The organism is Terrihabitans rhizophilus (assembly GCF_033898525.1).
Taxonomy (GTDB): Bacteria; Pseudomonadota; Alphaproteobacteria; order Rhizobiales; family Methylopilaceae; genus Flaviflagellibacter; species Flaviflagellibacter rhizophilus.
The window spans coordinates 1-14,909 of sequence record NZ_JAXAFJ010000004.1 but is presented as its reverse complement, the minus strand read 5'-3'; the positions used below and the strand labels follow the sequence as shown (position 1 = coordinate 14,909).

Sequence of the window (14,909 nt, the reverse complement as noted above, 5' to 3'; positions counted from 1 at the left end):
TTAAAGCATCTCGAGCGGACGCTTGCGCGTCGGCGGCGGGAAGGCCTTGTCGAGGGCGGCGAGGTCCTCGGCGTCCAGAACGATATCGGCCGCCGCGCGGTTCGTCCGCACATGGTCCGGATTGGTAGCCTTGGGGATCGCGATGACGTCCGGGCGGCGAAGCAGCCAGGCGAGCGCGATGGTGAAAGGATCGACGCCGTGCTTCGCGCCGATCTCGGCCAGCGCCCCCGTGCGCGGCAGGCGGCCCTGCTCGATGGGGCTGTAGGCCATGATTGGGATCTCCGTCTTCTGCTGGAAGGGCAGGAGATCGTATTCGGGTCCGCGCCGCGTCAGGTTGTAGAGGATCTGGTTGACGGTGCAGTTCTCGCCGCCCTGCGCCTCCAGCAATTCCTCCATGTCGTCGGTGTCCATATTGCTGACGCCCCAGTTGCGGATCTTACCGTCCTCCTGCAGCGCCTCGAAGCCGCGCACCGTCTCCTCAAAGGGGGTGCCGCCGCGCCAATGCAGCAGATAGAGGTCGATGCGGTCCGTCTTCATGCGCTTCAGGCTGCGTTCGCATGCGGCCTGCACGCCCTTGAAGCCTGCGTTCTGGGGGTAGACCTTGCTGACGAGGAACACCTCGTCGCGGATGCCGTCCAGCGCTTCGCCCAGCATCAGCTCCGCGCCGCCGTCGCCATACATCTCGGCGGTGTCGACGAGCGTCATGCCAAGCTCGACCCCGAGCCGGATGGCGGCGACCTCGTCTGCATGGCGGTCGCGCCTTTCGCCCATGAACCAGGTGCCTTGCCCCAGCGCCGCGACCTTCTCGCCGCCGGGCAGCGTGACGTACCGTTCCATCCGCATCTTCCTCATCGCCGTTCGTGCGTCGGGTTAATCATCCGGCAGGGCAGCCCGCAACCCCGGAACGCCCTTGCCGGTTCAACGCGGATGGCCGAAAAGCCTCCCGGTCATGATGTCCACCGAGCCATATACGCCCCTTGCCTCCTGGTCGCGCCGGCTCGGCGTGTTTTCGCTCGCCGTCGCCGTGATCGCACTCCTTGTGCAGCGCTCCGGGAAACTGGAGCCGCTGGCCAGCATGGCGGCGCTGGCTTCGGGCGGGATCCTCGCGTTCCTGGCGATCCTTCTGGCGGTGATGGCGTTCGCATGGATCTGGCTGCACGGCAGCCGGGGAGCGGGTTCCGCTATCGCCGGGGCGCTGGCAGGGCTGTTGGTCCTCGCGGGTCCTGCGGCCTTCGTCGCGGTCAACTGGTCGGTGCCGGCCATCGCCGACATCACGACGGACCCCTCCGATCCTCCCCGCTTCGGCCTGGCCGCCGGGGAACGCGGACCTCGCGACAACAGCGTGGAATATCCCGCCGGCAATGCCGCAATCCAGATCCAGTCCTATCCAGACGTCGCACCTCTGCAGGTGACAAATCCGCCCGAGGAGGTCTACTCCGTCGCGCTCGATCTTGTGCAGAAGAAGCACTGGCGCGTGCTCGGCGCTTGGGCGACAGCGGACGGATGGCGCATCGAAGCGGTGGCAACGACGCCCGTCATCCGCATCTCGCAGGACGTCGTCATCCGCATCCGTTCCGCACCCGAAGGATCACGGGTGGACGTAAGATCGGCCTCGCGCTGGGGCAATCGTGATTTCGAGACGAATGCGTCGCGGGTGCTCGGCTTCCTGAAGGACCTCGCGGCAGCCTTGGGCTAGGCCAGCATGTAACGCACGCCGTCCCCGTCGGGGCTTTGCCGGACAAGGCCGCGCTGGTGCAACTCCTCCAGGTGGGCGAGCACCGAAAGGGCCGCTGCGCCCCTGAGGTCCGGACCCAGGCCGGAATAAAGCTGCAGAACAAGATCTTCAGCGCTGGCTGCGTCGCCGCTTAGCGCTTCAAGTATCTGGGCCTCCCGGCGCTCCCGATGAGCGAGCAGCAAATGCACGAAATCTGGCCCGTCTGCGAGGCTCGGCCCGTGAGCCGGGTAGTAGACCCGTTCCGGGCGCGAAAGCAGCCTGAGGAGGGAGGCGCGATAGTCGCGCATGGAGCCCGCCGGCGGGATGACCACGGTGGTTGACCAGGCCATCACGTGGTCTCCGCTAAACAGGGCGTTCTCGTCCCGAAGCGCGAAGCAGAGGTGATTTGGGGCGTGGCCGGGCGTCGCCACGGCTTCCAGCGTCCAGTCTCTTCCCCCGATCATATCTCCGTCGGACAAGATCAGATCGGGACGGTATCCGCCGTTCGCAGACGCCGGGTCCGGACTGCAGCCCGCAACTTCGGCACCGGTGAAGGCGCGCAGTGCTTCCACGGCGTCTATGTGGTCGCGATGCGTGTGCGTGATCAGGATGCGCGTGATCCGCTCCCCGGCCGTTGCATCCAGCAGGGCGGAGATATGATCCGGATCATCCGGCCCCGGGTCCAGAACCGTGACCTCTCCGCGCCCGATCAGATGCGTCACGGTGCCGGTAAAGGTCATGGGACCGGGATTGTTCGCCACCACCCGGCGCACCAGGGGCGAAAGCGTGATGCAGCATCCGTAATGGCCGGGATGGGAGCGGTCGAACGGGATGGTGTCGGTCATGAATGGCGGATGCCTTGTGGTGCCGGGCTGCACCCTGAACGACCGCCGCACCCCCCGGCAAGCTCGCCTAATGCGGGGACGTGACCTTCAGGCCGACTAAGCCGATCAGGATGAGGGCAACGCACAGCAGGCGCGGCGGGCTCGCGTCCTCACCGAAGAAGAGGATGCCGATCACCACAGTGCCCAGAGCGCCGATCCCCGTCCAGATCGCATAGGCTGTGCCGAGCGGCAGGGTCTTCAGCGCGAGACCGAGGAGTGCGATGCTCGCCACCATGCTCAGAAGCGTAAGCATGGTGGGAAGGAGCCGGGTAAAACCGGCGGTGTGCTTCAGGCCGATGGCCCATCCGATTTCGAGAAGACCAGCAGCAACGAGAACGAGCCATGCCATGTCAGACCTCCTGGGTCCGGCAGGGTCGTCCCTGGGGGTTGTCTGCTGGGATCGAGGTCGTCCTCGATGGTAAGATCTGGTGCCCGACCTGCTCGGGGGCAAGCCCGCCTTCAGGCTATCTCGCGATACGGCGCCGGGTAGCCGGCACTCGGGTCAGGCCGGGCGCGCGCCGAATGGAGGGAGACAACCCACGGCGGCCGCTTGGGTCGACCAGCACAAGCCCCAGGTCGCGGGCATGGTCACGCAAGTCCTCGCAGCCTGGTATTCTGTTCCAGCCTTGGCCGAGGTAAAGCCGCGCGCCGCGAGGCAAGGAGGCCAGGTTGCCGAGATTGCAACGCGCTTCGACATAGGCGCCCTGTGCGTCGCGCCATCCACGGCCATCCTCGGTCCACGCCCACTCAGAGGCGCTGCCTTCTGCGGCAGCCATGCTTGGCGCAATGAGAAAAGCCTTGTCCATGACCATGGATATGGTGACGGACAAGGCCGGTTTTGAGGCTTCTCGCGAGCCGAGAAGCCTTATGGAATCACTTCTCTTTGAGCTGTCAGCGGCTTTCCGGTGGCGCGGCAGCGAGGCTGTCGCTGTCGGCCATGTTGCGGAACTCTTTCAGCGAGAGTTCCGTCTCATCGAGGCGACCGACCTTGATGTCCGAGAACCCGTCCTCGATGAACTCATCGGCCTTGTGAAGAGCCTTCTCGCGACCCTCCACGACAGCCGCCACAATATTTCCCTTGGGGCTGCGCCCCGTAACCCTGTGCATCCTGCCGCTCCCGCACCCGCGACAGCAGGATAGGGCGCTTGCAGGCTCGCCCGCTACGGCAAATCGAAAAACGCTTCCGTCTTTCGCCCATTCTCCGGCGCCACTGTGGTGCGTTTCATACATCCGGATGTGTACGCACCTCGACTTAAAGAGATCACCGGCTGGAAAGGGGGTGCGTCCGCTTCAATGCGGGTAGAGGAACCGGCCCTTCGCCCATCCGGTCACGAACTTCCCGTCGCCCTTCGGGTCGTGCCAGACCTCGCACCATGCAGCCCGGATGCTCCTGAATTTTCGGGCTGCATCCATGCCGGCGAGATCGTCCAGCTTCAGGCTGGTGCATTTACCGGTGAGGCTGAGCAGGGCACCGTTTCGGTAGGCCGCCTGAACTTTATGGCCTGTGCCGGGTCCTGCCCGGACGTTCAACCGGTCGCCGGCGGGAACATCGATTACCGTGAACCCGTGAAGTGCGGAGGCATGAACCGGGCTGACAAAGGAGCACAGCACGGCGAGAAGGATGGCGGCACGCTTCAGCAAGAGCCTTGTCCTCTCGGTCCGGCAGGCCTGTCTTCGAGCTTCTGCTGAAGTCTACCACGCGAACAGGAAAACGAGGAGGGCCGTAACCCCGAGCGAAACAAGAAGCGAGGGCAGGCATCCTGCTCGGTTCGAGAAGAAGAAAAACAAGATCAGCTCCCGCGACTATGAACGAGGAGGCTGATCAAGCATCCGAACGCCTTGATCGTTCCCTGCTGTTCCGCGTGGGCAGGAGAGGCGCAGCGCTGCGAGGAAGCGGCAGCAGGCTATGCAAACGGGATCAGGTGGCTCGCCATGGATAGGCGCGGGCTGCCAGATAGAGCTTGGAACCATGCGGCTCCTCGATCTATTTTCTTCTGTCTGCACGCAGCACGGGAAAGCCAATGTCACGCCACGTCACTGTCGGTCTTGGAGCAGCGCTCATGTTCGGCGCGATGGGTGTAACCGCGTCGCAGGCGCATGAAGTCTACGTTGTCCAGGAAGTCTACGACGAGTTCTGCCCGGACACGTATTGCGGTCAGAGGGCGTATCCCGATCCCTACATCAAGGACGGGTTCAGGCACTCGGAAGGCTACAAGGGTGCAGCCTATTACGAGCGGAACTCATGGTACAGCCGGCGTCTCGCGAGACCCGAAGTGGTGAAGGTCCATGTGGAGCACGCGCACCCCGATCGGGTGGTGCGGACGCGACGGATCATCACCAAATAGGGCAAGGGAAAGGCGGTCGGCACACGACCACCCCGCCTCTGCGGACCTTTGCTCATAACCTGCTGCTTCCTGAACTCCGCCGGTCACGACAGCGGACGCCGTTCGCACAGACTGAACAGGCATAATGGCTGGAAAGCTTTGCCGGAGCACAAGCACGGCGTGTGCTGGCGGAACCGCGCTCGGCGTCACGGTTCCCCGATGACCTCCGCCTCATCGAGATCTGACGGCAACCTCCCAGCCTTGAACAGGACGACGGGGGCGTCGAACTCGCCGTCCGGGTCGCCGGTGACCTGAAAGGCTACGGCTCCGATCTTCGAGGCCGACATCCTTTCCGCCGAGATCACCGCCTTCTCCGCCGATTTGTGCTTCTCCGGTGTACTGGCTAACAGCTTGCGCCCGTCCACGCGGAAGGATTGAGCGAAAAAAAGGGTATCGCGGGGCATCGGTGACTCCTGAAGTCGTTCGCCTTTTGTTTTCACAATGCGAGTGCCAAGTCGACCCGCAAACTTCCCATGGAGCTCGGGATCACCTGCCTGTTGGGCCGTGCTTCGGTGAGTGACGGCGACCGGCGGCGGATGTGCCAGTCAACAGAGCCTTGGGCAAAGCGGCGCGCGATGAGGATGCTCAATTACTTCGTGTACTAGCTTGTGCTTGGCTGAATTTAGGTCGATTGTGTGAATATGGCCTGCGCCTCGCCAGTAGGCGGCTGCCAGAGAACTTGATCGATCATGCTCGTGTCTTCCTATGGAGGCCAGCTTGGCAGCGTCGCTTCACACGTCCGCGCCACATCATCTGCCGTTCTTCATCACCCCCAGCGGTGAGACCGACGCCTTGATGGTAGGAGCGGGAGTGGGCCTGCTCCTCATCGTCATGGCAGCTGGCCTCCTGTTTCTGAGGCTGCACTCGCTTCCTGAACGGATGGCTCACAAGTCCAAGAAGCTGCAGTTCGAAGTGGTTGCAGTACTGGGCCTGTTGTCGCTGTTCACTCACGTGCACCTCTTCTGGGTCATCGGCCTGTTGCTCGCGCTGATCGACATTCCGGATTTCGGCGGCGCACTGAGCCGGATGGCGGGCTCTCTCGAGAGGCTGGCAGGCATTTCTCCCGGCCGGGGCGCGGATGATGTGCCCGCCGCCGGCGCCCCGGTCGAACAGCAGCCCGAGGTCGCGCACGGGCATATCGCACCAGTGCATCTGCCCGCTGACGGAAGGAGTTGAGCGATGCTGGAGCTTCTCCTCTGCTCCGTCCTGACGATCCTGCCCGATTTCCTCTACAGGCGGTTTGCGCAGGGCAAGCGCATTGGTCGAGAGATCACGCTCTACTCGGTCTGGTTCGAATTGCGGTGGGGCATAACGGCCTGTGTCATGCTGACGGTCGGGCTCATCACCGTCATCTTCTACAATCACCCCTCGACGACCAGCGCCACGTTGTATTTCAGGACCGTCGCCATTGTGCCGGAGGCCAGCGGGCGCGTTGCGGAAGTGTTCGTCGGCATCTCCGACACCGTGCAACAAGGCCAGCCGATCTTTCGTCTCGACAGTACGACGCAAGAAGCCGAGGCCGAAACCGCGCGCCGCCGCATCGCCGAGACAGAGGCGGCTTTCGTGGTCGCGCGCACCGACGTTCTGGCAGCGTCCGGCAAGATCCAGGAGGCGCAGAGCGCCTATGCGCAGGACCTCGAAGAATTGCAAACCAAGCAGGAGCTCGGGCGCCGAGGTTCCGGGATCGTTGCGACGCGCGACATCGAGCGGCTTCAGCGACAGGTCGAAGGCAGGCAGGGCGCCATCGCCGCCGCAACTGCCGGAAAGGCCGCCGCAGAAGCCCGGATCTCGTCGCTCTTGCCCGCACAGAAGGCCAGCGCCGAAGCGGCCCTTGCCCAGGCTGAGGTCGAGCTGACGAAGACCGTCGTACGCGCGGGCGTTTCCGGACGAATGGAACAGTTCACCTTGCGGGTTGGCGACGTGGTCAACCCCTTCATGCGACCGGCCGGCATACTCATTCCCGAAGGAGCGGGGCGGGCCGCCATACAAGCCGGCTTCGGCCAGATTGAAGCGCAGGTCATGGAGGTCGGCATGCTGGCCGAGGTCACCTGCATCTCGAAGCCGTGGACCGTCATTCCGATGGTCGTGACGGTCGTCCAGGACTTCATTGCCGCAGGCCAGTTCCGGGGCGGAGAGCAATTGATCGATGCGCAACAAGTCACGCGGCCGGGAACCATCCTGGTCTTCCTGGAGCCTCTTTATGCGGGAGGGCTGGATGGCGTGACGCCGGGCAGCAGCTGCATCGCCAACGCCTATTCCAGCAACCACGAGACAATCGCGTCACCCGAAACCAGCGCCGCCCGGGGACTTGCCTTGCATGCAGTCGATGCCACCGCTGTGGTTCACGCGATGATCTTGCGCATGCAAGCACTCATACTTCCTGTTCGAACGCTGGTTTTCAGCGGTCACTAGAGGCAGGGCGAGTGCGAACAGATCAGCGCTTCATCCCGTCGGCGGGCGTTGAAGGTCTTCCAGGGCAGCAGGGCACGGCCCCCACGTCAGCAGTTCAGGCGTCCGATCCACCGTCTCGGAATGCTGCCGCACCATGGGGATCCCCGACTTAGTGGCACGCCCAAGTCTACCGGGGCGTGCCACGAGCCCTTGGATCAGCGAGAAGCTTTGTAGAGCTTCTGCGCGATCTCGAACATCTCCTCGGGAGCATAATCGGGGGTGAATGCCGAAGGCACGCCGGTCAGCTGGTGGATCTTGCCGCCATCGGGATGGCCATCGATCACCTCCAGTTCGCCCGGCGGATCGTCGGGAAGCGCGACTTCGCCGTTGCCCCAGATACCTGCCATCTCCTTGTAGTCGTTCGGGCTGAACGTGTAGAGGCGGCGATGGGAGCCCTCATCCAGGTACTTCTGGCACTCGGGGATCTTGCTGAGAGGGATATTCGGGGTCGGCAGGAACTTGTCGAGGTCAACGCCCGTGATCTTCTTCAAGGCAAGCGCATAGGCGTGGGCGTGTACCGAGCCGCGAACAAGCAGATAGCCGCAGACCTCGCGTCCGGTCGGATCCGTCAGTGTCTCGTAGACGCGCAGCTTGTGCAGCCGAGCACCGCATTCCAGGTGGAAGTTGTGCAACAGGTCGACGATGACGTTACCGGTCGTGGTTATGAAGTCGTTGTTCCACGACACGCCGTTCGAATTGACCGGCATGGCTCCGCCCCCGGCGGACAGGAATGCCGCGGCGTTGCGGATGTCCTTCATATCCTCGAAAGGCGCACCGGAGATGTCGCCGCCATCACCTGCGTCGCCGTTCTTCTTGTCCGGCCCGTTCGCAAGCATCGCAACGCCATTTGAGACGAGCTCGACGTGGCCCAGCTCCTCGGCGGTGATGGAGGCCACCAGGCTGTAGAACGGACGAAGCTTTTCCTTTGAACGGAAATTGAAGCTCTGGAACATGTAGTTCCCGAGCGTGGACATCTCGCCGTATTTCCCGCCCAGCAGTTCCTGTAGCGCAGCGGCCGCATTGGGGTCGGCACGTTTGGGTGCAGGCAGTTCGGCCTGCAGTTTGTCGACGCGCATGAACATGCTGTTGGTCTCCACTGTGTGAGGTGCCAACGTGAGCGCAAGACCGTCGTTCCCGACCATCCGGAATGAATAGCTGCTCGCCGAGCCCGGTGCGGCCTGTTTCTTGCCACGACGACTAGGCTTTCGCGCACTTTCCTGAGCAGCTCAGCACATGAAATACAGTGGGGGGAGAGGGATCCAGTCCCCCAATCTTTGCTGCCGGATCGGTGCTCAGAAAAAACTCTGTCGGGCCAGAGATTTGGCTGGTCGGAGTGGCAGGATTTGAACCTGCGACCCCCACGTCCCGAACGTGGTGCGCTACCAGACTGCGCTACACTCCGTCACCAGCGGTGCGGGATATAGATGGGGCGGAGCCGGACCGCAACCGAAACCTTCATCGCGGGCCATCCGACTGGCCGGACACGGCTGCGCAGGCTTGCTGGTCTCCGACACGGTTCTTTCAGTCCGGTTTCCTCTCGGCGATTTTCGCTGTAGCGGACGAGGCGACGACCACAAAGGAGCAACATCATGGCGCTGCCTACCACCATGACGGCCATCGAGATCGCCGAGCCCGGCGGACCAGAGGTCTTGCGCACTGCGCAGAGGCCGGTGCCCACCCCCGCTTCCGGCGAGGTGCTGATCAAGGTTCATGCGGCCGGCATCAACCGGCCCGACGTGCTTCAGCGTCTCGGCAAGTATGAGCCACCGCCCGGCGCAACCGATATTCCGGGCCTGGAAGTGGCCGGCACCATCGCGGCACTTGGGGAAGGCGTCACCGAATATGCGGTCGGCGACAGGGTCTGCGCTCTTCTGGCAGGCGGAGGATATGCTGAATACGCGACGGCTCCCGTGCCACAGGTGCTGCCCATCCCGGAGGGGTTGTCGTTCGAGGAAGGTGCCGTCCTGCCCGAAACCTTCTTCACGGTATGGAGCAATGTCTTCGATCGGGGTCGATTGAAGGAAGGCGAGACCTTCCTGGTCCATGGAGGGTCATCCGGAATCGGCATGACGGCGATCCCGCTCGCCAAGGCATTCGGGGCGCGCGTCTTCACAACGGCGGGCAGCGCGGAGAAGTGCGCCGCCTGCGTCGAAGCCGGTGCCGACCGGGCGATCAACTACAAGGAAGAGGACTTCGTCGAGGTCATCAAGGCTGAAACGGGCGGGCGCGGCGTCGATGTCGTTCTCGACATGGTGGGCGGCGATTACATTCCGCGCACAATCTCGGTCATGGCAACGGAAGGCCGCCATGTCTCCATTGCCTTCCTCCAGAGCCCGAAGATCGCGCTCAACTTCTTCCCGGTCATGCTGAAGCGGCTGACGCTGACCGCGTCCACCCTTCGCTCCCGGCCGGTCGCGGACAAGGCTGCCATTGCAGCCCAGCTTCGGGAAAAGGTCTGGCCGCTGCTTGCCGAGCGCCGCATCGAAAGCCGGATCTTCGCCAGCTTCGCTCTGGATCAGGCCTCCGAGGCCCATGCGTTGATGGAGAGCAATCGCCACATCGGCAAGATCGTCCTCAAAGTGATGATTTAATGCGTCAGATTGGCGCAGCGTAGGCTCCGCGCCCGCTAACCTACTGTTCTACGGGCGGATTTTTGCGCCCGTAGAACGCCCGCTTCAGAGTAGGTTCGTCTCTCAAGCGCGCTGATATACCGTATGCCAGCTATGAAATAGTGCATACCAGCCATGCGCAGCTGTTGCGTTCCAGTAGGCCTTTCGTATACTCCCGGAATGAGCAGCAAGGGGTCTGCTCCACTAACGACGAGTTCGCTCCGCGCTTGACGCAAAACAAACGCGAACCGTCCGGGAGAGAAACGCTATGATTTCATTCAACGGGCTGATTGCGCGCGGGTTTATGGCTGCTTGCGCCGCGGGCTTGGCCTTGTCCCCCATTTCGGCTTCCGCCGCCTGGGAGCCCACGAAGACCGTCGAGTTCGTCGTGCCTGCAGGCACCGGCGGCGGCGCCGACCAGATGGCGCGCATGCTTCAGGGTGTCATCCAGAAGCACAGCCTGATGAAGCAGTCGCTGGTCGTCATCAACAAGTCGGGCGGCGCTGGCGCCGAAGGCTTCCTGGAGATGAAGGGCGCGAAGGATCCCCACAAGATCGTCATCACGCTCTCGAACGTCTTCACGACCCCGATGGCAACCGGCGTTCCCTTCTCCTGGAAGGACATCAAGCCCGTCGGCATGCTGGCGCTCGACCAGTTCGTGCTGTGGGTGAACGGATCCTCGCCGTACCAGACCACCGGGGACTTCGTGACGGCTCTCAAGGAGGGCAAGACCCAGTTCAAGATGGGCGGCACGGGCTCCAAGCAGGAAGACCAGATCATCACGGCTGCGATCGAGCAGGCGACCGGCGGCAAGTTTGTCTACGTTCCCTACAAGGGCGGCGGCGACGTGGCGGCTCAGCTCGTCGGCAACCACGTGACCTCGACCGTCAACAACCCCATCGAGGCCGTGTCCCAGTGGCGCGCAGGTCAGCTGCGCCCGCTCTGCGTGTTCGATCACCAGCCGATGCCGTACAAGGAGCCGGTTGCCGAGGGTAAGTCCTGGTCCGACATCCCCACCTGCAAGTCGGGCGGCCTGGACGTCGAATACACCATGCTTCGTGGCATCTTCACCGCCAAATCGGCGAATGATGAGCAGGTTGCCTACTACAACAACCTCTTCGAGCAGGTTGTCGCGACCCCGGAATGGAAAGAGTTCATGGAGCGTGGTGCGTTCAACACCACCCGCCTGAAGGGCCCGGAATTCGAGGCTTGGCTGACGAAGGCCGAAACCACGCACAGCGACCTGATGACGAAGGCCGGCTTCATGGCCAAGAAGTAAGACGTGGCTGGCGCCCCTTCCAAGGGGCGCCAACTCACAACCCCCTCCCGCCCGTTGCAGGCGAAGGGACAAGGGGCATCCAGATCCGCAAAGGGAGCTTGCAATAGAGAAGCTCCCGGTGCGGGTCCAAGAACAAGAAATTGCTGCCGGGATACCTGGCAGATCGGAAAACGGCTTCCTGGATACAGGGGCATGTCCGGAGCCGCGTCGCGCCGTCCGGACCTTTTGATCAAGATTTGAGGAACTGCGTGATGTGGGAATCCGGCTGGGCGGATTCTCGCAGGACCACTTGCGGGATCTGGCCAGAGGGCAGGGGGCGGTGTCCGCCTTGCTCCGGGCCACACCTCCAAGCGGCATGCGGTGCGGTTTGCGCCCACAACGAGTCCGGTCAACGGACGGAGGATCTAGAATGAGCGTTCATGAGGAAGGTGCGCAGCCCGAAGCCGGGCATGATCCGCACGAGTATACGGTGTCGGTTCGCCTGATCGACCAGATCGTCGCCCTTGCGCTGATGGCGCTTGGCACGGTCGTGATGTGGGACAGCCACCGGATCGGCATTGGCTGGGCAGGAGATGGGCCGGAGTCCGGGTACTTCCCGTTCTATATCGGCGCGCTGATGTTCATCGCGTCGGCCATCACCTTCGTGATGAACATCGTAACCAAGACACCCGACCGCTCGAACTTCGTCGAGAAGACGGGCTTCAAGTCGGTGCTCAAGGTCTTCATCCCGACGGTCATCTACGTTCTGCTGATCGACTATCTGGGCATCTACGTGTCCTCGGCGCTGTTCATCGCCTTCTTCATGTACTGGCTCGGCAAATATTCGCCGATGATCATCGCACCGGTTGCCGTCGGTGTTCCGGTCTTCCTGTTCTTCATGTTCGAGATCTGGTTCCTGCTGCCTCTGCCGAAGGGGCCGCTCGAGATCATGCTGGGCTACTGAGGGCGCGGCAGCCGCCGCGCGGCCCTGGCTGCGCGCGGTCTGCCTTTTCTAATGAACAAGAAAGTAAGGGGGCGGCGCCTGATCGGCGTGCGCCTGTTGGGAGGGGCAAGTGGTTGACAGCTTAATGTCACTGTTCGGGGGGTTCGCGGTAGCAGCGGACCCGATGAACATTCTCTACATGGTGATCGGCGTCATTCTTGGCGTATTCGTGGGCGTTCTTCCGGGTCTTGGCGGCGCAAACGGGGTGGCAATCCTGCTGCCGCTGACCTTTGCGATGTCGCCCGTGTCGGCGATCATCATGTTGTCCTCGATCTACTGGGGCGCGCTGTTCGGCGGCGCCATCACGTCGATCCTGTTCAACATTCCAGGCGAACCATGGTCGGTGGCGACAACGTTCGACGGCCATCCAATGGCGCAAAAAGGAAGAGCGGGTGAGGCGCTGACGGCGGCCTTCACCTCGTCCTTCTTTGGCGCCTTCGTGGCCGTCCTCCTCATCACGTTCATGGCGCCGATCATTGCCCAGTTCGCGCTGCGGTTCGGTCCGGCCGAGTTCTTCGCGGTCTACCTCCTGACGTTCTGCTCCTTCGTGGGCATGGGCAAGGAGCCGCCCTCGAAGGTCATCGCGGCCATGATGCTTGGCTTCGCGCTGGCAACGGTGGGCATCGATACCGTCACGGGACAGCTTCGCCTGACGTTTGACTCCGTTGAGCTGCTGCGTGGCTTCGACTTCCTGGTTGCGGTCATCGGCCTGTTCGGTGTCGGCGAAATCCTTCTGACCATGGAGGAAGGCCTCGCGTTCCGCGGCAAGTCGGCGAAGATCAACGCCAAGGTCGTGTTCCAGACCTGGGCGCAGCTGCCGAAGTACTGGGCCACTGCTCTTCGCGGTGCCCTCGTGGGCTGCTGGATGGGCATTACGCCCGGCGGCGCAACGCCCGCATCCTTCATGAGCTATGGCCTGGCCAAGAAGTTCTCGAAGAACGGGCGCAACTTCGGCAATGGCGAGATGGAGGGTGTCGTGGCTCCCGAGACGGCGGCACATGCGGCCGGCACGGCGGCCCTTCTGCCCATGCTCACGCTCGGCATTCCGGGCTCGCCCACTGCGGCGGTGCTTCTGGGCGGCCTCCTGATCTGGGGTCTGCAGCCGGGTCCGCTCCTGTTCATCGAGCAGAAGGACTTCGTCTGGGGTCTCATCGCCTCGCTGTACCTGTCCAACCTCGTCGGACTGATCGTGGTGCTGACGACCGTTCCGTGGTTCGCGGCGATCCTGAAGATCCCCTTCTCGATCATTGCGCCGGTCATTCTCGTGATCTGCGCGGTCGGTGCGTACACCGTCGCCAACGCATCCCTGGACATCGTCTACATGCTCGGCTTCGGCGTCATCGGCTACCTGTTCAAGAAGCTGAACTACCCGCTCGCTCCGCTCGTGCTCGCGCTCGTGCTCGGCGATCAGGCGGAGGCGGCTTTCCGGCAGGCCATGCTGGTCTCCGAGGGCGACCTGACCGTGTTCTACTCGAACTGGCTGGTCGGCACGATCGTGACCTTGGCTCTGATCATGCTGGTATGGCCGATGTACAGCTACGTTATGGATCGCGTTCGCGGGCGTAGTGATGCCGACGGCGTCGAGCATGGCGCCAGCACCTGAGCGTCATCAATAACAATGGCGGGGCGCGGTTCATTCGCGCCCCGCTTATGTCTTCCCATCGACATCTTTCCCTCCGTGGATGCCGCTGGCCCGACCGATCCCATGCCAGAAGTTCGTTGCGCGCCCGGGTGGCATACAGTAGACGGTTGGCATCGCGGCCTTCGGACCCCTACCTGTTCTGCAGGCGGCGCACTCTTCCAGGGAATCCCGTGCAAGAGCTCGTACAACCAAAACTTCATGTCGAACCCTTGGGCGTCAATGTCAGCCTTCGCGTGCTGGCTTACGACGCCTTGAAGAAGGCGATCATGGAGATGGATATCTACGGTCACCCGACGGAGATCCGGCTCGACGAGCGTCGCTTGTCGCAGGATCTCGGCGTCAGCCGCACGCCCATCCGCGAGGCGATCACCCTTCTTGAGCAGGAAGGCTTCGTTCGGTCGGTGCCTCGGCGCGGCATTTTCGTGGTGCGCAAGAAGAAGACCGAGATCCTCGACATGATCACGGTCTGGGCCGCTCTCGAGAGCATGGCCGCACGTTTGGCTTGCGGCCGGGCGGGAGCCAAGGACCTGCAGGCCCTGCGGCGCCTGTTCGACGAGTTCGGCCATGAGGACGGCGCCGAGGCTGGCGCGCATGTCCATGAATATTCGCAGGCCAATCTGGCTTTCCATGGCGCACTGATCCGGCTGGGAGGTTGCCAGCTGATCGTCGACATGACGCAGAACCTGATCCTCCACATGCGCGCCATCCGCGCGGTTTCCGTCAGGCAGGAACGCCGTCTGGAGACCTCGATGCGCGAGCATGGAGCAATCATCGAGGCGCTGGAACGGCGTGACGCCGACCTCGCCGAACGCCTGGTGCGCGAGCACACGCTGGGCCTTGCAGCCCATGTGGAGAGGTATGGAGTATTCCCCGAATAGGTGGGGTGCGGCGTTCCGTGCGCGGAGACGCCTGTTAAGTGTGTGGTGTTCCCCCCGACTTTCGGCTATGGGCGTTCGGCCCTGGC

At 63.1% G+C, this 14,909-nt stretch carries 16 protein-coding genes and 1 tRNA gene; 9 read left to right on the top strand and 8 right to left on the bottom strand.

Annotated elements, in window-relative coordinates:
- Entirely contained in the window at positions 1–837 is an 837-nt protein-coding gene (locus SCD90_RS08090) for an aldo/keto reductase (protein WP_319844155.1), read from the bottom strand.
- A 112-nt stretch (positions 838–949) separates the two neighbouring features.
- Here SCD90_RS08090 and SCD90_RS08085 point away from each other — a divergent pair, with 112 nt between their 5' ends.
- Positions 950–1,696, top strand: a complete 747-nt coding sequence (locus SCD90_RS08085; protein ID WP_319844154.1) for a DUF1499 domain-containing protein — start codon at positions 950–952, stop codon at positions 1,694–1,696.
- Here the strand turns inward: SCD90_RS08085 and SCD90_RS08080 are convergent.
- The 4 genes from SCD90_RS08080 to SCD90_RS08065 form a co-directional block, all read right to left on the bottom strand.
- Positions 1,693–2,559 (bottom strand): MBL fold metallo-hydrolase, encoded by an 867-nt coding sequence (locus SCD90_RS08080; RefSeq protein WP_319844153.1) that lies wholly within the window; start codon positions 2,557–2,559, stop codon positions 1,693–1,695. The two genes, SCD90_RS08085 and SCD90_RS08080, sit on opposite strands and share 4 nt — an antisense overlap.
- 67 nt (positions 2,560–2,626) lie before the next feature.
- Complete coding sequence (sugE, locus tag SCD90_RS08075) at positions 2,627–2,947, bottom strand: quaternary ammonium compound efflux SMR transporter SugE (RefSeq protein ID WP_319844152.1); 321 nt, start codon at positions 2,945–2,947, stop codon at positions 2,627–2,629.
- Positions 2,948–3,489: 542 nt separating this feature from the next.
- The gene (locus tag SCD90_RS08070) at positions 3,490–3,705 is read right to left on the bottom strand and encodes a hypothetical protein (RefSeq protein WP_319844151.1); all 216 of its coding nucleotides are present in this window, start codon (positions 3,703–3,705) and stop codon (positions 3,490–3,492) included.
- Between the two features lie 183 nt (positions 3,706–3,888).
- Positions 3,889–4,239: an SH3 domain-containing protein gene (locus tag SCD90_RS08065; RefSeq protein ID WP_319844149.1), complete on the bottom strand. Its 351-nt coding sequence runs from the start codon at positions 4,237–4,239 to the stop codon at positions 3,889–3,891.
- Between the two features lie 380 nt (positions 4,240–4,619).
- Here SCD90_RS08065 and SCD90_RS08060 point away from each other — a divergent pair, with 380 nt between their 5' ends.
- Positions 4,620–4,943: a hypothetical protein gene (locus SCD90_RS08060; RefSeq protein WP_319844148.1), complete on the top strand. Its 324-nt coding sequence runs from the start codon at positions 4,620–4,622 to the stop codon at positions 4,941–4,943.
- Positions 4,944–5,128: 185 nt separating this feature from the next.
- Here SCD90_RS08060 and SCD90_RS08055 read toward each other — a convergent pair whose 3' ends face one another.
- A complete protein-coding gene (locus SCD90_RS08055) occupies positions 5,129–5,386 on the bottom strand; it encodes a hypothetical protein (RefSeq protein WP_319844147.1) in 258 nt (85 codons plus the stop codon).
- A 313-nt stretch (positions 5,387–5,699) separates the two neighbouring features.
- Here SCD90_RS08055 and SCD90_RS08050 point away from each other — a divergent pair, with 313 nt between their 5' ends.
- Together SCD90_RS08050 and SCD90_RS08045 are read left to right on the top strand one after the other, a co-directional pair.
- Positions 5,700–6,158: a hypothetical protein gene (locus SCD90_RS08050; RefSeq protein ID WP_319844146.1), complete on the top strand. Its 459-nt coding sequence runs from the start codon at positions 5,700–5,702 to the stop codon at positions 6,156–6,158.
- Positions 6,159–6,161: 3 nt separating this feature from the next.
- On the top strand, positions 6,162–7,394 hold the full coding sequence (locus SCD90_RS08045) for an HlyD family secretion protein (protein ID WP_319844145.1): 1,233 nt from the start codon (positions 6,162–6,164) through the stop codon (positions 7,392–7,394).
- Positions 7,395–7,588: 194 nt separating this feature from the next.
- On the opposite strand, the gene SCD90_RS08040 is transcribed toward SCD90_RS08045, so the two are convergent.
- Together SCD90_RS08040 and SCD90_RS08035 are read right to left on the bottom strand one after the other, a co-directional pair.
- Entirely contained in the window at positions 7,589–8,515 is a 927-nt protein-coding gene (locus tag SCD90_RS08040; RefSeq protein ID WP_319844144.1) for a manganese catalase family protein, read from the bottom strand.
- Between the two features lie 243 nt (positions 8,516–8,758).
- A tRNA-Pro gene (locus tag SCD90_RS08035) sits at positions 8,759–8,835 on the bottom strand.
- A 184-nt stretch (positions 8,836–9,019) separates the two neighbouring features.
- On the opposite strand from SCD90_RS08035, the gene SCD90_RS08030 reads away from it, so the two are divergent.
- From SCD90_RS08030 to SCD90_RS08010, 5 genes are all read left to right on the top strand, one after another.
- Complete coding sequence (locus SCD90_RS08030; protein ID WP_319844393.1) at positions 9,020–10,024, top strand: NAD(P)H-quinone oxidoreductase; 1,005 nt, start codon at positions 9,020–9,022, stop codon at positions 10,022–10,024.
- 286 nt (positions 10,025–10,310) lie between these two features.
- Positions 10,311–11,321, top strand: coding sequence for a Bug family tripartite tricarboxylate transporter substrate binding protein (locus tag SCD90_RS08025; protein WP_425265661.1), 1,011 nt, complete (start codon positions 10,311–10,313; stop codon positions 11,319–11,321).
- 409 nt (positions 11,322–11,730) lie between these two features.
- Positions 11,731–12,264 (top strand): tripartite tricarboxylate transporter TctB family protein, encoded by a 534-nt coding sequence (locus SCD90_RS08020; RefSeq protein WP_319844143.1) that lies wholly within the window; start codon positions 11,731–11,733, stop codon positions 12,262–12,264.
- 163 nt (positions 12,265–12,427) lie between these two features.
- Positions 12,428–13,906 (top strand): tripartite tricarboxylate transporter permease, encoded by a 1,479-nt coding sequence (locus SCD90_RS08015; RefSeq protein WP_319844142.1) that lies wholly within the window; start codon positions 12,428–12,430, stop codon positions 13,904–13,906.
- A gap of 209 nt (positions 13,907–14,115) precedes the next feature.
- The gene (locus SCD90_RS08010; protein ID WP_319844141.1) at positions 14,116–14,823 is read left to right on the top strand and encodes a GntR family transcriptional regulator; all 708 of its coding nucleotides are present in this window, start codon (positions 14,116–14,118) and stop codon (positions 14,821–14,823) included.
- The last annotated feature ends 86 nt before the right edge of the window (positions 14,824–14,909 follow it).